Source organism: Thauera sp., from assembly GCF_047601425.1.
GTDB lineage: Bacteria > Pseudomonadota > Gammaproteobacteria > Burkholderiales > Rhodocyclaceae > Thauera.
In genome coordinates this window covers 780,091-801,930 of sequence record NZ_JASGJL010000001.1, presented here as the reverse complement: position 1 = coordinate 801,930, position 21,840 = coordinate 780,091, and the positions used below count along the sequence as shown (strand labels likewise).

The following is a 21,840-nucleotide window of genomic DNA, read 5'->3' as shown; positions in this document are numbered from 1 at the left end:
TTCTAACCGCAGCGCTACCCCGCGCACGCGGATTTCACTTGGCAGCATGATGCTGCAGCGCAAAAAACTCCTTGATTCAGCGCATCTTTTTGGCCAGCGCCGCAGCCAGCATGTCTGCGGCTGGCGGATCGAAACGGAAGAACAGTTCGGGTTCGATCATCTCGAGCTCCATGAGCCGGAATCCACCGCCACCGTCACGGACGAAATCCACCCGTGCGTAGAGCGGCAGGACCGGACAGGCGGCGACCGCCGCCTCGGCGAAGGCCCGCTCATCCGCTGAAGGAGTGTGCGCATGCACCGTTCCGCCATGATCGTCCTGCACGCGGAAATCCCCCGCTCGTGCGGTCTTGCGGATGGCATGGCTGCAGCGGCCGTCGATCACGATCAGCGACAGCTCGCCGTCGGCGAGGATGGCCTGCTCGAAGCGCTGCACCAGCATCGCCTCCTGCGCCACGCAACGGGCGAAGACCGGCTCGTGAGCGGCCAGCGAGGCCTGATCGACACGGTAGGTCAGCCGTGCCGCGCCCGACACCGCCGGTTTGAACACGATCTCGTCCCAGCCCTGCGCCGCCATGATCGACGCCAGCGTCGCCGCCTCGCCGCGCTCGACGAAACGCGTCGGCGCGATCGCCACCCCACGTGCCGCCAGTTCGCCCAGGTAGTGCTTGTCGATGTTCCAGCGGATCAGGGCTGCGTCGTTGAACAGCCGCGTCTGCGCCGACACCGCGTCCAGCCAGGGCGAGAACTCGGCGAAGCGGTCGAAGTAATCCCAGGTCGTGCGGAACAGCAGGCTGCCGCATGCACGCCAGTCCACCGCCGGATCGGACCAGGAATGCCGCGCCACGCTGAGCCCCTGCGCCTGCAGGGCCGCGGCGACCAAACCGTCCTCACGTGCGATCTGCGCCTGGTACCAATCGTCGAGGTCGGGGTGGACGTAACGATCCTCGGTCAGGATCACGACGTCGATCGGCTTGGCAGTCATCGGGGGCTGTGGCGTAATGAAAGGCCGCGATTCTATCAGCTGCCCCATGTCCCGCTCCGCCATCCCGCTCTCGGTCCTCGACCTCGCCCCCGTCACGTCCGGCAGCACACCCGCCGACGCACTGCGCAACACGCGCGAACTCGCCCAGCTCGCCGACCGCTGCGGCTACAACCGCTACTGGCTCGCCGAGCACCACAACATGACCGGCATCGCCAGCGCCGCCACCGCGGTCGTCATCGGCCACGTCGCCGCGCACACCCGGCGCATCCGGGTCGGCGCCGGCGGCATCATGCTGCCCAACCACGCGCCACTGATAATCGCCGAACAGTTCGGCACCCTCGAATCCCTGTTCCCCGGCCGCATCGACCTCGGCCTCGGCCGCGCGCCCGGCACCGACCAGACGACGGCGCGCGCGCTGCGCCGCAACCTGAACAACAGCGACGAGACTTTCCCGCAGGACGTGCTGGAGCTGCAGGGCTACCTCAAGCCGACCGAGCCCGGCCAGAAAGTGCAGGCCGTGCCCGGCGCCGGACTGGATGTGCCGATCTGGCTGCTCGGCTCCAGCCTGTTCAGCGCCGAACTGGCCGCCCACCTCGGCCTGCCCTTCGCCTTCGCCTCGCACTTCGCGCCGCGCTTCCTGCTGCGCGCGGTGGACCTCTACCGCAGCCGCTTCCGGCCCTCGGCAGCGCTCGAACGCCCCTATGTTATGGTCGGCGCCAACGCCATCGCTGCCGACACCGATGACGAAGCCCGGCTCCTGTTCAGCTCGCTGCGCAACCGCTTCGGCGGCATCGCTCGCGGCGAGCGCGGCCTGCTGCAGCCGCCCGCACTGGATGAGGAACAGCGCTGGACGCCGGCCGAACGGCAATATGTCGAACGAAGCGACCGCCTGCTCGGCGGTCGGCAGCGCCGGCACCGTGCGCCGCGGCCTGGAACAACTGATCGCCGAAACCGGCGCTGACGAACTGATCGTCACCGCGCAGATCTTCGATCACGCCGCACGCCTGCGCTCCTTCGAAATCCTCGCCGAAGCCTGGGAACTGCCCGGCGCCTGAACGGACACCGCGCACCTCTACGCCCATGGAATACTCGACACTCAAACCCCGCCGGAGAAACCCGATGCAAAAGAACAGCTCGTCCCGCCTGCTCCGCCCGCTGCTGCATGGCGCCGCAGCAGTACTGATCGCCACCGGCGCAGCCTTCGCCACCGCCGCCGCCCCCCAGGTCCAGACCCAGGTTCCGGGCTACTACCGCATGATGCTCGGCGGCATCGAGGTCACCGCGCTGTACGACGGCCCGATCCAGATCGACACCAGCCTGCTGAAGAACCTGCGCGACGAAGACCGCGACCGCCTGCTCGCCCGCCACTTCCTGCAGGCGCCGAAAGTGCAGACCGCGGTCAACGCCTACCTGATCAACACGGGCGACAAGCTGGTGCTGGTCGACGCCGGCGCCGCCCACCTGTTCGGCCCCTCGCTCGGTCACGTCACCAGCAATCTGCGCGCCGCCGGCTACGATCCCGCCCAGGTGGATATCGTGCTGCTGACCCACCTGCATGGCGACCACATCAACGGGCTCATCGATGCCGACGGCAAGTCCGTGTTCGCCAATGCCGAAGTCTGGTCCGCCCAGGCCGACAACGACTTCTGGCTGAACGATGAAGTGGCAGCCAAGGCCCCACAGGATGCCCAGCCCTTCTTCAAGATGGCCCGCGACGCCTCCGCCCCCTACCGTGCCGCCGGCCAGTGGAAGACCTTCAACACCGACCAGGACATCGTGCCCGGCATCGCCAGCGTCGCCGCTCCCGGCCATACGCCGGGCCACAGCGGCTACCTCGTCGGCAATGGCGAACGCAAGCTGCTGATCTGGGGCGACATCGTGCACAACCATGCGGTGCAGTTCGCCCAGCCCGAGGTCGCACTCGAATTCGACGTCAACAGCGAAGCGGCAATCGCGACACGCAAGCAGATCTTCGCCCGCTCGGTGAAGGAAAAACTGCTGGTCGGCGGCATGCACCTGCCCTTCCCCGGCATCGGCCATGTGCGTGAAGAAGGCGAGGCTTATGAATGGGTGCCGCTGGAATTTGGGCCGGTGAATGCCCAACCGGGGGATTGAAGCGCGGGTACCAAACAGGCTCGCAGTTCATGAACTGCGAGTCTGCAGCGGTCCAAGCCGTGCCAGTAAAACTGGTATCAGCCCGTATGAAGCCCAGCGTACGCGAAACCGGGCACTCTTGGTCACGACACTCGGCAGCAAGATCATGACCGACAGAGATCCACCAGCAACTCCATGCGCTCGACCTTCAGCCAAGTCTCGCTCTTGAATGCCTTGTGATACGCATCGATGGCATGCGTGGATTTTCGCGCAATGGCGATGGCCTGCTCCTCGGAAGCAGAACGCATGTAGTAGATCAGGCAGGGACCATCCGACGTGGCATCGAAAAACACCGATTCAATGCTCACCCCTTCTTCCTGCAGGGTCTGCAATGCTTCGTTGCGATGCGCGTTGATGTAGCTCGTCCATTCACGGACGCGCGCTTCACTACCGGGCTTGAGCCAGACCTTCGCGCAGACGACGTCTTCTTTTCCACTCATCCCGGCTCCCGAGACATCAGCATGAAAAGCCCCCGCCGGCACGAAACCGGACGGGGGCTTTGCGGTCGGCGGACGGGCTTACGCCCGCCCTGCTTCCTCGACTTACACCTCGACGGTGTCCGCCACCGCGCGGAATTCTTCGATCTGGTCGAAGTTCATATAACGGTAGATGTCGGCGGCCTTCTTGTTGACGACCTCGACCTGCGCCATGTACTCCTGCACGGTCGGGATCTTGCCCATCAGCGCGCACACTGCGGCCAGTTCGGCCGAACCCAGATAGACGCGGGTGTCGATGCCGAGGCGGTTCGGGAAGTTGCGCGTCGAGGTCGACATCGCGGTGCTGCCCTTGCGGATCTGCGCCTGGTTGCCCATGCACAGCGAGCAGCCCGGCATCTCCATGCGAGCGCCGGACTTGCCGAGCACGCCGTAGTAGCCTTCCTCGTTGAGGATCATCGCGTCCATCTTGGTCGGCGGGGCGATCCACAGGCGGGTCGGGATGTCGGTCTTGCCGTCCAGCACCTTGCCGGCGGCGCGGAAATGGCCGATGTTGGTCATGCACGAGCCGATGAAGACTTCGTCGATCGTGTCGCCGGCGACTTCGGACAACAGCTTGACGTCGTCCGGGTCGTTCGGGCAGGCGACGATCGGTTCGCTGATGTCGGCCAGGTCGATGTCGATGACCGCGGCGTACTCGGCATCGGCGTCGCCCGCCAGCAGTTCGCCGTTGGCGATCCAGTCTTCCATCGCCTTGATGCGGCGCTTCAGGGTGCGGGCGTCCTCGTAGCCGTTGGCGATCATCCACTTCATCAGCGTGATGTTCGAGTTCATGTACTCGACGATCGGCGCCTTGTTCAGATGCACCGTGCAGCCGGCGGCGGAGCGTTCGGCCGAGGCGTCGGTGAGCTCGAATGCCTGTTCCACCTTCAGGTCGGGCAGGCCTTCGATTTCGAGGATGCGGCCGGAGAAGATGTTCTTCTTGCCCTTCTTCTCGACCGTCAGCAGGCCCTGGCGGATCGCGTACAGCGGGATCGCGTTGACCAGGTCACGCAGCGTGACGCCCGGCTGCATCGTGCCCTTGAAGCGCACCAGCACCGATTCCGGCATGTCGAGCGGCATCACGCCGGTGGCGGCGGCAAAGGCCACTAGGCCGGAGCCGGCCGGGAAGGAAATGCCGATCGGGAAACGGGTGTGCGAGTCGCCGCCGGTGCCGACGGTGTCGGGCAGCAGCAGGCGGTTGAGCCAGGAGTGGATCACGCCGTCGCCCGGACGCAGGCTGACGCCGCCGCGGGTGCTGATGAAGCTCGGCAGCTCGCGGTGCATCTTGACGTCGACCAGCTTCGGATAGGCGGCGGTGTGGCAGAAGGACTGCATCACCAGGTCGGCCGAGAAGCCGAGGCAGGCCAGATCCTTCAGCTCGTCGCGGGTCATCGGGCCAGTGGTGTCCTGCGAGCCGACGGTGGTCATCTTGGGTTCGCAGTAGGTGCCCGGGCGGATGCCCTGGCCTTCCGGCAGGCCGCAGGCGCGGCCGACCATCTTCTGCGCCAGCGAGAAGCCCTTGCCGCTGTCGGCAGGTGCCTGCGGCAGGCGGAACAGCGTCGACGGCGGCAGGCCCAGGGCTTCACGCGCCTTGGTGGTCAGGCCGCGGCCGATGATCAGCGGAATGCGGCCGCCGGCGCGCACTTCGTCGAGGATCACCAGGGTCTTGAGCTGCGACTCGGCGATCACGGCGCCGTTCTTCAGCGCAGTGACCTTGCCGGAGGCCTGGTCGACCTTCAGCTCGATCTCGTCGCCCATGTCCATCTGGCCGGCGTCGATCTCGATCGGCAGCGCGCCGGCGTCTTCCATGGTGTTGAAGAAGATCGGGGCGATCTTGGAGCCGAGGCAGACGCCGCCGAAACGCTTGTTCGGCACGAAGGGGATGTCCTCGCCGGTGAACCACAGCACCGAGTTGGTGGCGGACTTGCGCGAGGAGCCGGTGCCGACCACGTCGCCGACGTAGGCAACCAGATTGCCCTTGGCCTTGAGGTCTTCGAGGAACTTGACCGGGCCGCGCACGCCGGCTTCTTCCGGCTCGATGCCCGGACGCGGGTTCTTCAGCATCGCCAGCGCGTGCAGCGGGATGTCGGGGCGCGACCAAGCGTCCGGTGCCGGCGACAGGTCGTCGGTGTTGGTTTCGCCGGTGACCTTGAACACGGTCAGCTTCTGCGAGGCGGGGACTTCCGGACGGCTGGTGAACCACTCGGCGTCGGCCCAGGACTGCATCACGGCCTTGGCGTTGGCGTTGCCCTTCTCGGCCAGTTCCTTGACGTCGTGGAAGTAGTCGAACATCAGCAGGGTCTTCTTCAGGCCCTCGGCGGCGACCGGCCCCACTTCGGCGTCGCCCAGCAGGTCGATCATCGGCTTGATGTTGAAGCCGCCGAGCATGGTGCCGAGCAGCTCGGTGGCCTTGGCGCGCGACACCAGGCCACAGGCCTCTTCGCCCTTGGCGACCTTGGCGAGGAACTCGGCCTTGACCTTGGCGGCGTCATCCACGCCGGCCGGCACACGGTAGGTCAGCAACTCGACGAGGAAAGCCTCCTCGCCGGCAGGGGGATTCTTGAGCAGGGCGACCAGTTCGGTGACCTGCTGCTTGTTCAGCGGCAGCGGGGGGATACCGAGAGCGGCGCGTTCGGCAACATGGGCACGGTAGGCTTCAAGCACGGTGAGTTCCTCACTTTTCGTGGCGGTGATCGGGGCTCCGCGCGGGGATCGCTCGCGCGGATCGGAGCGGATTATATGTCTTTTATAAGACTGGCGGTGCACCGCAGCAGAAAGACATCGTATCCGCATGAAAAGCGCAGCAATTCTACTCCCTGCAGGCACCTTGGAGCAGAATGGCGGCCTCGATTGAGGTATAGCATCCCGAGCCGATGAAAACGACGCCCTGCCCTTGCGAATCGGGCCAGCCCTACACACGCTGCTGCGGCCCGCTGCTCGCCGGCGAAAGCGCCGCCGGCAGCGCCGAAGCCCTGATGCGATCGCGCTACACCGCCTTCAGCCGGCGCGATGCGGCCTACCTGCTGCGCACCTGGCACGCCGGCACCCGCCCGGCGACGCTCGAACTGGATGAAAATCCGGCGCCCAGGTGGATCGGCTTGAGAATCCTGTCCCGCAGCCAGGCCGCCGATGATCGCGCGACGGTCGAGTTCGTCGCCCGCTACCGCGTCGGCGGCCGCGCCCGGCGCCTGCACGAAAACAGCCGCTTCATCCGTGAAGGCGGCCTCTGGTACTACGTCGATGGCGACATCGACGGTGACAGCCCTGCTCAGGAAGAACCTCGCCCATGAACCTCGAGAAAGTCATCTTCGGCTTCTTCATCCTGCTCGCCGCGACGCTCAACTTCGGCTTCTTCGTCGGCGAGGTCGACAACCCCGCGCATCACGACGTCTACGAACTGTTCGCCGCGCTGGTGGTGAGCCTGATCGCGACGGTGCTCAAGCTCGGCGACCGCACCCAGATCGGCGCCGTCCACCTGGCCACCAGCCTGGTCGCCGACCTGCAGCTGATCGCCGCGGCCATGGTATGGGGCTACGCCGTGCATGTCGCCGGCACCGGCCTCACCGCCGCAGCCATGACCAACGTGGTGTCGCTGTCGGGCGGCGCCCTGCTCGCCAACCTCGTTTCGGTTGTGATCCTGATCGCCGAAACGATCATGCAGCGGCGCTGACTCCGGAGCATGAAAGAGCTGCGGCCGCTGGCACGGCACCACGGCATCTTCTTCCTGATCCTGCGGCGGCTGCGCGCACCGCTGCTGCTGCTGATCGTCATCATGGCGGTGTCGGTGCTCGGACTCACGCTGGTGCCGGGCGTCGACGAAAACGGCCAGCCCGGCCACCTGAGCTTCTTCCACGCGCTGTACTTCATGAGCTACACCGCGACCACCATCGGTTTCGGCGAAGTCCCGCATGCCTTCTCCGAGCAGCAGCGGCTGTGGGTGATGTTCTGCATCTACATGTCGGTGGTCGGCTGGGCCTACACGCTCGGCACGCTGTTCGCCGTGCTGTCGGACCGCAGCCTGCAGCAGGCGATCGCCGCCCAGCGTTTCGTACGCGCGGTGCGCCGCCTGCGCGAGCCCTTCTACATCGTCTGCGGCTACGGCGAGACCGGCCGCCTGATCTGCAAGGCGCTCGACCGCATGCGGCTGCGGGCGGTCGTGGTCGAAATCGACGAGATCCGGGTCGGCGAAATCGGCCTGCGCAGTTTTTCCGCCGACGTGCCTGCACTCTGTGCCGACGCCTCCAACCCCGAAGTGCTGCGCGACGCGGGCCTCACCCACTCGCACTGCGCCGGCATCATCGCACTGACCAACGACGATGCCTCCAACCTCGCGATCGCCATCGCGACCCGGCTGATGGCGCCGAAGCTGCCCGCGCTATGCCGCGCCGAACATCGATCGACTTCGGCCAACATGGCCTCCTTCGGCACCCGTCACATCATCAACCCCTTCGAGCGCTTTTCCGACACGCTGTCGACCGCTCTTCGCGCCCCCGCCACTTCGCAGCTGCTGGCCTGGCTGACCGGTCTGCCCGGCACCACCGTCGAGCGCCACCGCAACCCGCCGCGCGGGGCATGGATCGTCTGCGGACATGGACGTTTCGGCCACTGGATGGTCGATGCGATGGACGCGGAAGCGCTGCCGGTGACGATCATCGACCGCATCGAACCGCCCGACGGCGCGCACCGCTGGATACACGGCGACGGCAGCAGCGCCGAAACCCTGCTCGAAGCCGGCGTGGAGCAGGCGACCGGCATCGTCGCCGCCACCAGTTCGGACATCGACAACCTGGCGATCGCGGTCAACGCGCGGCAACTGAACCCGGAACTGTTCGTGATCCTGCGCCAGAACCTACAGGTGAACCAGGTGCTGTTCGATACTTTCGAATCGGACATCACCGTCGTGCCGAGCGAGATCATCGCCCACGAATGCCTCGCCATTCTGGCCACGCCGCTGCTCGAACCTTTCCTGCGCGACATCCAGGGCCACGGCGACGGCTGGTGTGCCGAACAACTCGAGCGCTTGACCGGCCGCTTCGGCTGGCAAGTGCCCGAAGTCTGGAGCGAGCGCATCAACCTGCGCCGCGCCCCGGCCCTGCAACAACGCCTGATGCGCGGCGAAACCGTCACGCTAGAACAAGTGCTGCGCTCTGCAACCGAAGCCGGCGCACGGCTGGACTGCGAAGTGCTTTACCTGGAACGCGACGATGACGATCATCTGCTGATGCCGCCGCTCGACACCGCGCTGCGGCCGGGGGACGAGCTGCTGCTGGCAGGCCGGCGCCGCGCCCGCGATGCCTTCGCGCTCAACATCGCCTACGAACACACCCTCGCCTGGCTGCTGAGCGGCGAAGACCTGCCGGGCGGCTGGATCTGGCGCAAGCTGTCGCGGCAGGGCAGGAATCGGACAAGGCCGCTGCTCCCCTGAGGACTGCGCCAACGGCATTCACACCCTGTTCAACGGGCATCCTCGCCGGCAACCAGGACGATTTCCTCGCCGCCGAACTGCACCCGCTGGCCGGGACGCAGCTTGGCGCGCTTGCGGCTCTCCACCTTGCCGTCGACCTTGACCTCGCCGGCCTCGACCACGGCATGGGCAACGCCGCCCGAACCCACCAGGGCGGTGGCCTTCAGCAATTGATCGAGCTGGATGTGCTCGCCGCGCACGGCAAAGGAGATGCTCATGAAAAATTCCACCAGGGCCGAGCGGTGCCGGCCCATACGGGCCTGCGTCCGCTCATGTCAGAATGCGGCATTGTCGCCTGTACCGCCCTCTCATGACCAGTTTTCACGCCGCCGCACCGCTCGATTGCCGCAGTGACGCCTTGCTCGACCTGTCCACCCAGACCATCCGCAATGCGCTCGCGACCGGCGCGCTGCAGCCGATCACGACCGAAAGCACGCTGATCACCGAAGGCGAGCTGAGTTTCTCGGTACGCTGGGTGTCCTCGCTCGCGCTCAAGGACCAGGCCCGCGTCGCCAGCATCAGCGAGCGCCGAGCCAGCTTCAATCCCTTCCTGCCGCCCGAGCCCGCACTGACCGTCACTCCGCTCGGCGACAAGCACATCATCGTGCTGAACAAGTTTCCGGTCATCGACCATCACCTGCTGATCGTGACCCGCGCCTTCGAAGCCCAGACGGCGCCACTGAACCCAGCCGACTTCCGCGCCCTGGCAGCGGTCCTCGGCCCGCAGGGCGGTCTGGGCTTCTATAATGGCGGCCGCATCGCCGGCGCCAGCCAGGCGCACAAGCACCTGCAATGGGTGCCGGACGCAGCTCTGCGCGCCGACGACGGCTTTGCCGCCTTCAGCAGGCCGCTGCGTGTCGACGCACCCGGTGTCGCCCAGCACAACGGCACCCTGCCCTGGCGCCATGCTTTCGTTTGCCTGGCAGGCATCGACTGGTGCAATGCGGCGACGGCCGGCCAGACCCTGCAGGACGCCTTCGCCGCCGCCTGCGAAGCCGTGGCCCTGCCCCCGATGGCCGATCCGATGCCGCCCTACAACCTGCTCGTGAACCGCGACTGGCTGCTGGTGGTGCCGAGACGGCTGGAAAAATGGCAGGACGTTTCGGTCAATTCGCTCGGCTACGCCGGCTCGCTGTTCGTACGCTCGCCCGGACAGATCGAGCGCCTGCGCACCGAAGGGCCGCTTGCGGTGCTGGCCGCAGTGGGCTTTCCGCGCTGATCAGGCGGCGTTCGGCAAAGGCGTGTGGGGCGAAGGCGCGTTGGGCATCGGTGCATGCGGCAGCGGCGGCAGGCCGATCGTCGCGCGCAGTTCGTCGCACTTCGGGTTCGGTGTGCCATCGTCGAAATACACCGGGAATTCACGACAAGGCGTCGGCCGGTTCTCGTAGATCGTACAGGACACCTGTTAACCCACCGTACCCGACAGGGCCGAGCAACGCCGCGGCACCTGGTTGCTGCCTTTCATGCAGCGCATGCTGTGGCTGAGCTTTTCGGTCATCCCCGCCGGCACGAAGCCTCCCGGCGCGTCGTCGGCCTCCGCCCAGTAGAACGAGATGCGGAAATGCGTACAGCAGATGCCACAGGTGATACAGGGATTCGGCTCGTCCATGTTCGGGCTTTCGGCAGTGGAAAGAGGATTCACGGGGCTGCCGTTCTTCCGGCAGGCGCGCATTCTAGCGCCACGGAAAGCGCCCGAAAATCTCTCGAAAGCTCTTTTTTATCAGCCGTCTGACAAAAATATTTGCGTAAATTCAATCAGCCCAGCGGCGGCAAGCCATGCCGTGCGCGGGCGCGGTCACAGGCATCCTCGCCAATGCCCAGCGCCGCATACGGCGCAAAATCCCTGCAGGGCGAAGGCCGGCTGGCATACAGGGTGCAGCGCACCGCAGTGCCGATCTCGCCGGCCAGTGCCACGCAGCGCGGCGGCGCGGCATCGGTGCCGCGCATCCGCACCAGCGTGGTCGTGACCGGCACCGTCAGGCCATCGGGAACACCACCCGGCATGGCGCTCTCGAGTTCGGAGTGGTGGAAATCGACGCGGAAAGCGGCACAGCACGCGCCGCAACGCGTGCAGTGGTCGTCAGGCTGCCCCGCCATCGTCGAGCGCGCCGCAGCACTTCTTGAACTTCTTGCCGCTGCCGCAGGGGCAAGGGTCGTTGCGGCCGGGGCCGGTGGTTTCAGGCTGGCGCGGCGCATCCGCTTCGAGCAGTGCCGGTGCCGGAAGGCCGGCATCGCGCCAATGCGCATAGATGTCGTTGACCGCTTCGCCGAGCGCACCCAGCCATTCCAGGCGCTTTTCCTCGCCGGCTTCGCCAGCGTCATCCTCCGCCCACGGCGCCAGTACTTCGTCCAGCGTATCCCGCACGGCGGTGACGGTCTCTTCGTCCAGGCCTTCCTCCCAGCCCTGCGGCCACAGATCCAGACCCTGGGCGAAACCTTCCAGCCATTCCTCGCCGACTTTCAGCGTGTCGCCTTCGGCGATGGCGAAGCAGAAAGGCTCCCAGCAGACCTCGTCATCGTCGTCGAGGCCGAGCGTGCTCACCATCTCGTTGTAATAGGCCTTCACCAGGCGAATCGCGCGCTGCAATCCACGGCCGCCCGTGAAGCTCGCCTCCTCGCCATGTGCGGACCAGACGTCCGGCAGCCAGCGTTCGGCCGGAATGGGCCGGGGAGAAATCAGCACGCCCGCCAGGAAGCCGTCGAGCATCTCGAGGTCCATGCAGTCCTCGGGCACGATGTCGGAAGTCAGCACTTCTTCGAGCGCCTCGAAATCCTCGTCGCTCATCAGCCAGGGGTTGTGTGAATCGGGGGTCTGGGGCTCTGTCATGGCAATTCTCCGGAAATGGCTGCAAGAGTGGCCGAAGCCACGCCGAACGGCAAGCGAATCAACAGGCCCCGGCTTGCAGGTCGAATTCGAGCCGGTACAGCGTCTGGCCGGAGTCGCGGTACTTGCGCTCGAACGGGCTGATCGGCACTTCGGCAGTGAAGTTCTCCCACGACACGTCCCGCGCGAGCACGATCGACAGCGCCGCCGCCATCTCCTGGATATAGACATCCCAGTTGCTGCGGCATTCCAGCACGCCGCCGAGACGCGGGATGAAGGGAAACACCGGGTGCGCATGCCAGCGCCGGGCCAGATGGCCGATCTTGGGCCAGGGGTTCGGATACAGGATGTAATGCCGCGCCAGCCGCAGGCCCGCCTCGTCGAGCAGGCGCCAGTAATCGACCAGGTCTGCGCGGACGAACACCAGGTTGCGCGGCATCAGTGCATCCGGGTATGGCTTCCTGCGCTCGAGCCGGTCCTGCGACTGGTCAACACCGATCACCCAATGATCGGGATGGGCACGCGCGATCTGGATGCTGCTGTGGCCGACGCCACAACCCGCGTCCAGGATCAGCGGCGCCTTGCCGTCCCAACCGGCGAGGCTGAAATCGAAGGCTTCGCGGTTGTAAGGCGCGACCGGCTTGCGGAAAGGCTCGGCGAGATGCTTGCGTACCAGCGCGTCGAGGCGTTCGTGGATACCGTCCTGGGCGCTTTGCGGAATGCGGGAATTGGCGTAGCTCATGCGATGCTCGATGGATTGATTGCCAGCGCCGGCACACCGTGGCTCAGCAGTACGCCGTCGACCTCGGCCAGCGTGCGCAGGCTGCGGATGGCCGCGAACAATTGTTGTGCCTGCGGATAGTTGCGCGCCAGCAGGTGAAGCCACTGCTTGATGCGCCCGGGCGCGTGTCTGGCCTCGACCTTGTGCCTGACGCGCTCGCGGAAAGCGCCGATCAACGGCAGCAGCGCAGCCCATTCGTGCGCCCGCTCCTCGGCATCGGGCTGCTCCAGCCTGCCGGCGCGGATGCGTGCGGCGAGGAAAGGGTCCGCCACCGCGCCACGGCCCAGCATCACATCGCCGACGCCGGCCACTGCCCGGCAGCGCTGCCAGTCTGCCGCGCTCCAGACTTCGCCGTTGGCCACCACCGGCACCGTCACGGCATCGTCGATACGTGCGATCCACTCCCAGTGCGCAGGCGGGCGATAGCCGTCGGCCCTGGTCCGTGCATGCACGACCAGCGTGCCGGCGCCGCCTTCGCTCAGCGCCTGCGCACATTCGATCGCCCGCCCCGTATCGTCGATGCCCAGCCGCATCTTGGCGCTGAGCGGAATCGATGGCGGCACGGCGGCACGAACGGCGACGGCGATACGGTTCAGCAGTTCGGGCTCGTTCAGCAGCGCCGCACCGCCTCGATGGCGATTCACCGTCGGCGCCGGGCAGCCGAAGTTGAGATCCACTCCCGCCGGCGACAGTCTGGCCAGCCGCGCCGCGTTGTCATGCATGCAGACCGGATCGGAGCCGAGCAACTGCACGTGCACCGGCGTGCCGCCCTCGGTACGGCTGCCATTGCGCAGTTCCGGCGCGATACGGCAGAAAAAACGATCGGGCAGCAGCGTACCCGACACGCGCGCGAATTCGGTCACCGCATGATCGTAGCCGCCTGACGCCGTCAGCGCGGCACGCAGAACGTCATCAAGCAGGCCTTCCATCGGGGCAAGCAGCAGGCGCAAAGGTACTTCCTTGAAACAAGGCTCATCGGCAACGCGGCAGGCCGCGCGGGGAGCGGAATTCTAATCCAGTCGCGGCCACAAGCCGATTTCCACTTGCCAGCCCTTGCCCAGTCGCGGATAATTCTGCCTCTTTACCACTCAGGGCGGTCACAACCTCCGCCCGCGCGCATCAGGAAGACACCATGAAAGCGGACATCCATCCGAAGTACAACGACGTGAATGTGACTTGCTCCTGCGGCAACACCTTCGTCACCCGTTCCACCGTCGGCCGGCCCGAGTACCACGTCGAAGTGTGCTCCGCCTGCCACCCGTTCTACACCGGCAAGCAGAAGATCGTCGATACCGCCGGCCGTGTCGAGCGCTTCCGCCAGAAGTACGGCAACGTCCAGCGCGCCAGCTGATCGCGGCTGCACAGCCGGATACGTGCCTCCCGCCCAGCCGGGCCCACGGCACATCGCAAAAAAAGGCAGCTGCGGCTGCCTTTTTTTATCGTTGAAACCATGACCCTGCCCGAAGTTCGAAGCAGCTTCGAGCCCCGCCTTTGCCTGCCGGGGCACTCCGCTCCACAATGCGCGCATGACTCGAGAACCCGAAACGCCCTCCCTGCTGCAGCGCCGCATCTACGGCACGCTCGGCATCACACTGCTGGTCGGTCTCTACCTGCTCGTAGGCCTGACCGGGCATGATCCCTGGCGCGGCGACGACGCCCGCCATTTCGGGCCGATCCTGAGCATGCTGCAGTGCGAAGGCTGGCTGTTCCCGATGCTGGCTGGCGAACCCCTGCCCGACTATCCGCCGCTGTATTACTGGACCGGCACCCTGCTGGCATGGGCCAGCAGCAGTTTTCTGGCGCTGCACGAAGGCGCCCGCCTGGCGAGCGCGCTCTTCGTCGCGCTGGGCGTATATTTCTCCGCCCGCACCGCGGAAGCGCTGTACGGCCGCCCGGCACGCACACCCGGCGCGCTGCTGATGCTGGGCGCCCTCGGCCTCGTCCTCCACGCCCACGAAACCCAGCCCTTGCTCGCCCTGGTGGCGATGCTCGCCGTGACGCTGCGCGGCCTGTCGCGCGTGCCGCACTCCCCGCTCAGCGGCGCCCTGCTCGCCGGCCTCGGCAGTGCGCTGGCCTTCCTCTCCACCGGCCTTGGCGGCCTGCTGCTGACCGCGCCGCTGTTCCCGCTGACCATGCTGTTCAGCCGCGAATGCCGCAATCCGCGCGCCAGCGGCGCCCTGCTGCTGGGCTTGTGCCTCGCCCTCACGCTGTCGGCGCTGTGGCCGCTGGCCGTCCATCTCAATCAGCCTGAGCTGCTGAGCCTGTGGCTGCGCACGGAATGGGCCCGTCTCGCCACTGAACCGCTGGCATCGGGCGAAATCATCCGCGGGCTCGAACTGTTCGGCTGGTTCACCTGGCCGCTGTGGCCCATCGCGCTGTGGAGCCTTTGGCGCGGCCGACGCACGCTGGGCGATCTGCGCTGGCTGCTGCCTTGCCTGAGCGCCCTGCTCGTGATCGCGGTCTTCGTCGCCGCCGGCGACCTCTCCCAGGCCGCGGCACTGCCCATCCTGCCCGCCATGGCGCTGCTCGCCGCCGGCGGCGTACCCAGCCTGCGGCGCGGCGCCGCCAATGCCTTCGACTGGTTCTCGCTGATGAGCCTGGCGGTGTTCGGCATCCTGGTGTGGCTCGCCTGGTCCGCCCAGTCCGCCGGCTGGCCGCCCGGCCTCGCCCGCCACGTCGCCCGCAACGCTCCCGATTTCGTGCTGCCCGACCCTGTCTTCCAGGCCGTGCTCGGCGCTGTGATCAGCCTGATCTGGATCGTCCTGCTGTGGAAGCTGCCGCGCTCCAGCTCACGCGCCCCAGCGAACTGGGCCATCGGCCTGACCATGCTGTGGTGCCTGGCGGTCGTGCTGCTGATGCCCTGGTTCGACCACGGCCGCAGCTACCGCGAAATGGTCCACTCTCTCGACATCGCCGTCACCGGCGAACGCGAAACCAGCCCCGGCGCCTGCATCGCCACCACCGGCCTGCCGGCGCACGTGAAAACTTCGCTCTACTATTTCGCCGGCCTGCGCACCGAACGCATCATCGACGACAGCACGCCCTGCCCGCTGCTGCTGGTGATGGACGATGCTCCACAGCAGCGGATCTCGCTCGCACCGGAATGGCAGGCGGTGTGGGAATTCCAGCGCGGCGCGGGGCGGCGGGCGGAGCATTTTGCACTGCTGAGGCGGGAGCTGCGCTGAGGAGAACAGGAGCACGTCGTTTGCGCGCACCGCGCCGGCAGCATTGTTGCTGCCTCCGACAACACCCGTGCATTGCACCGCAGGATGCCAGGCGGCAAGGCCATTGAAATTCCAGACCTTGCCCGCCTGTGCGGCAATGGAGCCTCCATTGCCCAACTTGCGTTCCCTGCCTGTTCCTCCAAGAAGAAGTCAGCGCCTCACGCCCGAAGCGACGCAGCATGGGCTTCAAGCCATTCCGATTGATGCAGTTCATTGCCATATGGCTTTTTTTTGACGATTTTGTAAATAATTCTCGATTACATATAGAATCCGCAAGCTGTGCAGGACGAAAGCTCAGGCCTCGAGGACACGGCATACCAGCCCTCCCCCACACCATCCTTTTCGATCAACCGTAGGTAGAAAAAATCATGCGGAAACTGACGTATACACCCATCATGTGGGCCGTTCTTGCAACGGCGGGGAGCATGGGGCTGGCAGGGCCGATCCATGCGCAAGGGCTCAAAACGGCATCGGGGAATTCTGAGGCGCAGGCAGCGGCAGGCGATTCGGCACAGGCACTGGAGGCAGTGACCGTGGTCGGCTCCGTCGACGAGCTGCAAAGCCTGGATTTCTACGCCCCCAACTCCAGCGCGGTGATCGACCAGAAGGCCATCGAGGAACAAGGCGCGCGCAAGCTCGACCAGGCGCTGCAGTACCAGGCCGGCATCCTCAGCGAGCCTTTCGGCGGCGACAACAAGGTGGAGTGGTTCAAGATTCGTGGTTTCGACGCCTCGACGATGCTGGACGGCACGCCGACGACGCCGAACGGCTTCTTCGTCTGGAAGCCGGAGATCTTCGGCGTCGAGTCGGTCGAAGTGCTGAAGGGGCCCAACTCCCTGGTATTCGGCGCGTCCGAAGCGGGCGGCGTGGTCAACCTCATCACCAAGCGTCCGCACAAGAAGGAATCGCTGCAACTGAACGCGGAAGTCGGCACGCGCGATCGCCGCGGCATCAGCGCCGATTACAACGGCCTGGCCAACGAAGACGGCTCGGTCTATTACCGCATCGTCGCACAGACCCGCAACGAAGACGGCATGCAGCGCGGCACCGACATGAAGAGCCATTACCTGGCTCCGAGCCTGAGCATCGATTTCAGCGACCGCACCACGCTGACGCTGCTGGGCAGCATCCAGCGCGAGGACGGCAATCCGACCAACGGCTTCCTGCCAGCCTACGGCACCATCATCAAGACGCCTTACGGCCGCATCGACCGGCGCACCCACGTCGGCGAGCCCGGCGTCGACAAGCTCGAACGCACCCAGATCAGCGCAGGCTGGCTGTTCAACCACAAGTTCGCCAACGACTGGACCTTCACGCAGAACTACAAGTTCTCCCACCTGGATCTCGACCAGATCAACGTCTTCGCCTGGAACTCCGACGGCAACCGCGAACTGTGGCGCGGCTACTCCTTCACCGACGGCAAGACCAAGACCCACTACATCGACAACCGCGTCAGCGGCCGCCTGCGCCTGAACGGTAGCGTGGAAATCCTGCCCACCGTCGGCATCGACTATCTGAAATCCGACACCTCCGGACGGAACAACGGCTTTGGCTACGTACCGCCCCTGGACATGTTCGCACCGGTTTACGGCCAGCCCTTCGCCGTGACGGGCACGCCCTACGACATCGATTCGAAACAAATCGGCGTCTATGCCTCCGCCCAGCTTCGGCTGGGGGCGAACTGGAACTTCAATGCCGGCCTCCGCCACGACCGCGTCAAGAACGACGGCAGCGTCAATGGTGCCGACTCCAGCTACGACGAGAGCAAGAACAGCGTCAACGTCGGTGCCATGTACATCGGCGACAACGGCATCTCGCCCTACATCAGCTATTCCGAATCGTTCAAGCCGGTTGCCGGCGTGGACGGCTACGGCAAGGCCTACCGGCCTTATGAGGGCCAGCAGTCGGAAGTGGGCGTCAAGCTGCAGCCGAGCTGGCTGGACGGCACCATCACGCTGGCCTACTTCGACGTCGAGGAGAAGAATGCGCTGGTCTCGGATGCCTCCAACATCCAGACCCAGACCGGCAAGCGCACCAACAAGGGCGTGGAGCTGGAAGGCGACTTCAAGCTGACGCCCGATACCGCGCTCAAGCTGTCCTACACCCACAACCATTCGCGCCAGGACGTCACCGACACCCAGACCATCCGCACGCCGCTGCTGCCCAAGCACCAGGCCAGCCTGTGGCTCAGCCATCGCCTAAAACTTCCCAACAGCCAGGGTCTGACGCTGGCGGCCGGCGCGCGCTACAACGGCTCGACCGAGGATGAGCGCTACTACCCGGGCGAGCGCATCGACAGCTACACCCTGCTCGACTTCATGGCGCGCTACCAGATCGACCGTGCCTGGGCGGTGCAGCTCAACGCCCGCAACCTGACCGACAAGAAGTACGTCAGCGGCTGCGACTTCTACTGCTACTACGGCAACGAACGGACGGTGGATGTGCAGTTGCAGTACCAGTGGAACTGATCCTTCCGCAGCGCCGAATGGCGGCCCGATGAGCAAAGCGCATGACCACGGCGTCCACGCCCCTTCGGCGTGGACGCTTCGGGCACTGTTCACGGTCGCCTTCCTGGGCATCACCGCCGGCGTGCAGATGAGCGATATGGGCCTCCAGGCCATATCGCTCTCTGCCATCCAGAAAAGCTTCGGCATCAGTGACGCCATGCTGGGTGCCTTGCAGGGGCTCGCAGGCGTGCTGGTCGGCAGTGCACTGGCGATTCCGCTGGCGCGCTTCGCCGATCGTTTTTCGCGCAAGCGCGTGCTGCTGTGCCTGATCCTGGCTTCGACCGCGATGATGGTATTGAGCGCGCTCGCACCCAGTTTCCCGCTGTTCTTCATCGGCCGCTCGGCGGCGGGCATCACCGAGTTCGCGATGGTGCCCCTGGTCTATTCGATGATTCCGGACCTGGCGCCGGAGCGGCACCGCGTGCTGGCCAACCTCAGCTTCGCGGCCTTGATGGCGCTCGGCGCCAGCGGCGGCTTCTATTTCGGCGGCGCCATTCTGGCCACCTCGGATGCACTGATTCCGCTGGGCATCGAAGCCTGGCGCAAGGGTTTCCTGCTGCTGTCCTTTGCCGGCGCTCCCTTGCTGCTGCTCGGCCTCCTGACCGCCGATCCGCCACGCCGCACCGCGCCCGCCGATCTCGCCGCGGCCGCATCGCTGCGGCTTTTCCTGCGGCAGCGCTGGCGGGCGCTTGCGCTGTTCGCCGGCGTCGCGGGCTGCCTGCTGGTTGCCGTGCAGGCGCTCAACCAGTTGATCGCGCTGGCGCTCGAACGCCGGTTCGAGGCGGTGCCCGCCGATATCGGCAATGCGATGGGCGTCATCGTGCTGATGACGACCATCGGCTGCCTGCCCGTTGCCGGGCTGCTGGATCGCGTTATGGCACGGCGTTTTGGCCGCGCGGTGCGCCCGCTGATCATGGGCGTGTCGGTGATGCTGGCGGTGCCGGCGATCCTGCTGCTGGCCTCGGCGCCGACGCTCGACCAGGCCTTCTTCATTGTCGGGATATTCCTGTTCCTCACCTGCACGGCCAATGCGCTGGTGCCGACCATGCTGCAGGACCTGATCCCTGCCCCGCTTCGGGCGCGCAGCTTCGCGATCTGGAGCTTCGTGGTGTCGGTGTTCAGCGCCGCCGGCCCGCTGCTGGCCGGCACGCTGTCCGACCGGGTGTTCGACGGCCGCATGCTGGACGCGATCGCCGCAACGGCGATTCCGGCCCTCGCGGTGTCGGCATTCTGCGCGCTACGTTCCTTCATGCAGGCGCGCACCGAGCAGGCGGTGACGACAGCGAGTCAAGCAGCCTGAACAGGCTCAGGCCGCTGCACGCAATGCTGCGCGAAAGCCCAGAACAACGCCGCCTGGGCAAATTCGCGGTCGAGGTCGTCGCTCTGCTGGTGGCCGCTGTCGGGGTCCAGCTGCAGCACGGCCGGATTGCCGCCTGTGGATAGATGGCGGATGTTCGCCACCAGCTTTGCCGGCTCCCAGTAAGGGACGCGGTCGTCCTTCAGGCCGGCGGTGCATAGCAGCGGCGGATAGGCCGCCCGCTTCACGTTCTCGTAGGGCGAGATCGAAGCGATCCAGTCATAGGCCTCGGGGTCGGCGAGCGGATCGCCCCAATCCGGGCGCAGCAGCGGCACCAGCGGGTGATCGGCGTCGCTCATGGTGTTGAGCATGTCAACGAAAGGCACCTGCGCAATCACGCCGGCCCACGATTGCGGAGCGATGTTCATCGCACCGCACACCATCAGCCCGCCCGCCGAAACACCGTGAGCGACGATTTTCCCCGGCGCGGCATGGCCGGTGTCCAGCAAATGCTGCGCGCAGGCGATGAAGTCGGTCATCGAGTTGCGCTTGTTCATGCGGCAGCCGCCGCGATACCAGCGCGCGCCTTTTTCCGATCCGCCGCGGACATGGGCGATGGCGTAACGGAAGCCGGCGTCCACCAGCACGGTCGCGGGCAGGGAAAAGCGGGCTTCGCTGGCGATGCCGTAGGCGCCATAGCCCGTCAGCAGCAAGGGCTGCGCCGTCTCGAAGGCGGCATCCTTGCGCGACAGCACCGTGATCGGGATGCTTTCGCCATCGGCGGCCTGCGCGTGCAGGCGTTCAATCCGGTAAGCCGCGGGGTCGAAGCTCTTCAGGCGCTCCCGTCCGACGACGCTGCACACACCGCTGGCAAGATCGACATCGATCCAGCGCGGCGGACTGGCCGGCGTCTGATGAACGATGCGCACCTGCCGGGCCGCATAGGTCTGGGCCGGTGTGAGTTCGACGCAATAGGCCGGCTCGTCGAACTCGACCGTCCTCTCCTTGCCGTCGGAGTTGGTCAGCACCAGCCGTTGCAGCCCCTCGGCCCGCTCGAGCCGCACGAGCACTTCGGCAAAGGGCAGCACGGCAGTGATGGGAACGCCGGCTCGATGCGGCACCAGCTCGCGCTGCACGGCAAAGCTCACCGGGTCGAGGCTCAGCAGCTTGCGGTCGATGGCGCCGTCGGCATCCGTCAGCATCAGCAGCTCATCGCCCCATTCGTCGATTTCGTAGCGAGTGCCGCGCTGGCGCGGACGCACGATTCGCGCTGATCCGGTTTCGTCATCGGCGGCAATCAGCCGAACCTCGCTCGTATCCGGACCGCCGAGCGTCATGGCAACGAAGCCGCCGGCCGCGGTGCGCGCCACCTGCATGAAAATCGCCGGATCATGCTCTTCATGGACCAGCACCGCCTCGCCGCCCTCGACCGGCGAACGGTACAGGCGCGTCGGCCGGCTGTGTCCGTCGCGCCAGATCCAGAACAGCTGGCGGGACGACGGCGAGAAGGTGAAGCCGCCGTAGCCGAAGGCATCGGCCTCCACCACGGTGCGGATGATGCCGGACACCATGTCGAGCACGCAGATGCGGTGGCGATCCGCGCCGACCACGTCCTCCGCCCAGGCGAACCAGCGGTCGTCCGGGCTGTGCTGGTGGCCGGTGGCACGATAGTAGGCATGGCCGCTGGCGCGGCCGGCCTCGTCGAACAGAAGCTGCTCTTCGCCGTCCGGCCCCATGCGGCAGAAGATGCGGTGCGAGCAGCCGGCCGGCAGCTTGAAGTCGTAGCGCCAGCCTCTGGACGAAGCGGGCAAGGGCTCGTTGATCTCGGACGCCCGCTCCACCATGCGCCGATGGAAGCGCCCGGCCTCGGGGCCCAGCGGGCGCAGAATGCCCTGCGCGTAGTCCATTTCCGCTTTCAAGTGCTCGCGCAATGGCGAGGGCAGCAGGTCCAGAATGCGCGACCCTGACTGTGGAATGGATTTCATCCACGCATAGGCGTCGATGCGCTTGCGCCCCAGTTGGCGGATTTCCCGCTCTTCGCGGGGTGCAACTGGCGGCGGAATGTCCGGCCACGACGATGCAGGCAAAGCAGTGAATGCAATCAAGATGAAAGCGCCATTGAACGAGACCG

18 protein-coding genes and 2 pseudogenes are annotated in these 21,840 nt (G+C 66.2%); 10 read left to right on the top strand and 10 right to left on the bottom strand.

Translation table 11 applies throughout. From position 1 onward, the window contains the following. Positions 1 to 76: 76 nt before the first annotated feature. Complete coding sequence (locus QM748_RS03890) at positions 77 to 982, bottom strand: ATP-grasp domain-containing protein (protein WP_415245737.1); 906 nt, start codon at positions 980 to 982, stop codon at positions 77 to 79. A gap of 46 nt (positions 983 to 1,028) precedes the next feature. Here QM748_RS03890 and QM748_RS03885 point away from each other — a divergent pair. Both QM748_RS03885 and QM748_RS03880 read left to right on the top strand, forming a co-directional pair. Next, positions 1,029 to 2,037, top strand: a pseudogene (locus tag QM748_RS03885) (LLM class flavin-dependent oxidoreductase). Between the two features lie 64 nt (positions 2,038 to 2,101). Further along, complete coding sequence (locus tag QM748_RS03880; protein ID WP_415245736.1) at positions 2,102 to 3,097, top strand: MBL fold metallo-hydrolase; 996 nt, start codon at positions 2,102 to 2,104, stop codon at positions 3,095 to 3,097. 143 nt (positions 3,098 to 3,240) lie between these two features. On the opposite strand, the gene QM748_RS03875 is transcribed toward QM748_RS03880, so the two are convergent. Then, positions 3,241 to 3,576 carry a DUF6176 family protein gene (locus QM748_RS03875; RefSeq protein WP_415245735.1) on the bottom strand — a complete coding sequence of 112 codons (336 nt, stop codon included), beginning with the start codon at positions 3,574 to 3,576 and terminating at the stop codon, positions 3,241 to 3,243. Positions 3,577 to 3,678: 102 nt separating this feature from the next. Beyond that, the gene (acnB, locus tag QM748_RS03870) at positions 3,679 to 6,276 is read right to left on the bottom strand and encodes a bifunctional aconitate hydratase 2/2-methylisocitrate dehydratase (protein WP_415245734.1); all 2,598 of its coding nucleotides are present in this window, start codon (positions 6,274 to 6,276) and stop codon (positions 3,679 to 3,681) included. Positions 6,277 to 6,485: 209 nt separating this feature from the next. On the opposite strand from acnB, the gene QM748_RS03865 reads away from it, so the two are divergent. From QM748_RS03865 to QM748_RS03855, 3 genes are read left to right on the top strand one after another with little or no spacing between them, the layout of a single operon-like run. Next, on the top strand, positions 6,486 to 6,902 hold the full coding sequence (locus tag QM748_RS03865; RefSeq protein WP_415245733.1) for a YchJ family protein: 417 nt from the start codon (positions 6,486 to 6,488) through the stop codon (positions 6,900 to 6,902). Next, a complete protein-coding gene (locus QM748_RS03860) occupies positions 6,899 to 7,282 on the top strand; it encodes a DUF6394 family protein (RefSeq protein ID WP_415245732.1) in 384 nt (127 codons plus the stop codon). The genes QM748_RS03865 and QM748_RS03860 overlap by 4 nt, the downstream gene beginning before the upstream one ends. Positions 7,283 to 7,291: 9 nt before the next feature. Then, positions 7,292 to 9,037: a potassium channel family protein gene (locus QM748_RS03855; protein WP_415245731.1), complete on the top strand. Its 1,746-nt coding sequence runs from the start codon at positions 7,292 to 7,294 to the stop codon at positions 9,035 to 9,037. 29 nt (positions 9,038 to 9,066) lie between these two features. Here the strand turns inward: QM748_RS03855 and QM748_RS03850 are convergent, their stop codons facing one another. Continuing rightward, positions 9,067 to 9,294, bottom strand: a complete 228-nt coding sequence (locus tag QM748_RS03850) for an RNA-binding S4 domain-containing protein (RefSeq protein ID WP_415245730.1) — start codon at positions 9,292 to 9,294, stop codon at positions 9,067 to 9,069. Between the two features lie 92 nt (positions 9,295 to 9,386). Here QM748_RS03850 and QM748_RS03845 point away from each other — a divergent pair, with 92 nt between their 5' ends. After that, on the top strand, positions 9,387 to 10,295 hold the full coding sequence (locus QM748_RS03845) for an ATP adenylyltransferase family protein (RefSeq protein WP_415245729.1): 909 nt from the start codon (positions 9,387 to 9,389) through the stop codon (positions 10,293 to 10,295). Here QM748_RS03845 and QM748_RS03840 read toward each other — a convergent pair. From QM748_RS03840 to QM748_RS03820, 5 genes and pseudogenes are all read right to left on the bottom strand, one after another. After that, positions 10,296 to 10,685: pseudogene (locus tag QM748_RS03840) on the bottom strand (YkgJ family cysteine cluster protein). It lies immediately after the preceding gene. A 146-nt stretch (positions 10,686 to 10,831) separates the two neighbouring features. Continuing rightward, complete coding sequence (locus tag QM748_RS03835) at positions 10,832 to 11,173, bottom strand: YkgJ family cysteine cluster protein (RefSeq protein WP_415245728.1); 342 nt, start codon at positions 11,171 to 11,173, stop codon at positions 10,832 to 10,834. Beyond that, complete coding sequence (locus QM748_RS03830) at positions 11,157 to 11,903, bottom strand: UPF0149 family protein (protein WP_415245727.1); 747 nt, start codon at positions 11,901 to 11,903, stop codon at positions 11,157 to 11,159. The genes QM748_RS03835 and QM748_RS03830 overlap by 17 nt, the downstream gene beginning before the upstream one ends. A gap of 58 nt (positions 11,904 to 11,961) precedes the next feature. Further along, positions 11,962 to 12,642 (bottom strand): tRNA (guanine(46)-N(7))-methyltransferase TrmB, encoded by a 681-nt coding sequence (trmB, locus tag QM748_RS03825; protein ID WP_415245726.1) that lies wholly within the window; start codon positions 12,640 to 12,642, stop codon positions 11,962 to 11,964. Further along, a complete protein-coding gene (locus QM748_RS03820) occupies positions 12,639 to 13,631 on the bottom strand; it encodes a tRNA dihydrouridine synthase (protein WP_415245725.1) in 993 nt (330 codons plus the stop codon). The genes trmB and QM748_RS03820 overlap by 4 nt, the downstream gene beginning before the upstream one ends. A gap of 182 nt (positions 13,632 to 13,813) precedes the next feature. Here QM748_RS03820 and rpmE point away from each other — a divergent pair, with 182 nt between their 5' ends. The 4 genes from rpmE to QM748_RS03800 all read left to right on the top strand — a co-directional run bounded on the left by rpmE (position 13,814) and on the right by QM748_RS03800 (position 19,712). Continuing rightward, positions 13,814 to 14,032, top strand: coding sequence for a 50S ribosomal protein L31 (rpmE, locus tag QM748_RS03815; RefSeq protein ID WP_415245724.1), 219 nt, complete (start codon positions 13,814 to 13,816; stop codon positions 14,030 to 14,032). 175 nt (positions 14,033 to 14,207) lie between these two features. Then, a complete protein-coding gene (locus QM748_RS03810) occupies positions 14,208 to 15,866 on the top strand; it encodes an ArnT family glycosyltransferase (RefSeq protein ID WP_415245723.1) in 1,659 nt (552 codons plus the stop codon). Positions 15,867 to 16,438: 572 nt separating this feature from the next. Then, complete coding sequence (locus QM748_RS03805) at positions 16,439 to 18,373, top strand: TonB-dependent siderophore receptor (protein WP_415245722.1); 1,935 nt, start codon at positions 16,439 to 16,441, stop codon at positions 18,371 to 18,373. 28 nt (positions 18,374 to 18,401) lie between these two features. Then, entirely contained in the window at positions 18,402 to 19,712 is a 1,311-nt protein-coding gene (locus QM748_RS03800; RefSeq protein WP_415245721.1) for an MFS transporter, read from the top strand. Here QM748_RS03800 and QM748_RS03795 read toward each other — a convergent pair. Beyond that, on the bottom strand, positions 19,700 to 21,814 hold the full coding sequence (locus QM748_RS03795) for a S9 family peptidase (protein WP_415245720.1): 2,115 nt from the start codon (positions 21,812 to 21,814) through the stop codon (positions 19,700 to 19,702). The genes QM748_RS03800 and QM748_RS03795 overlap by 13 nt on opposite strands. Positions 21,815 to 21,840: the final 26 nt, after the last annotated feature.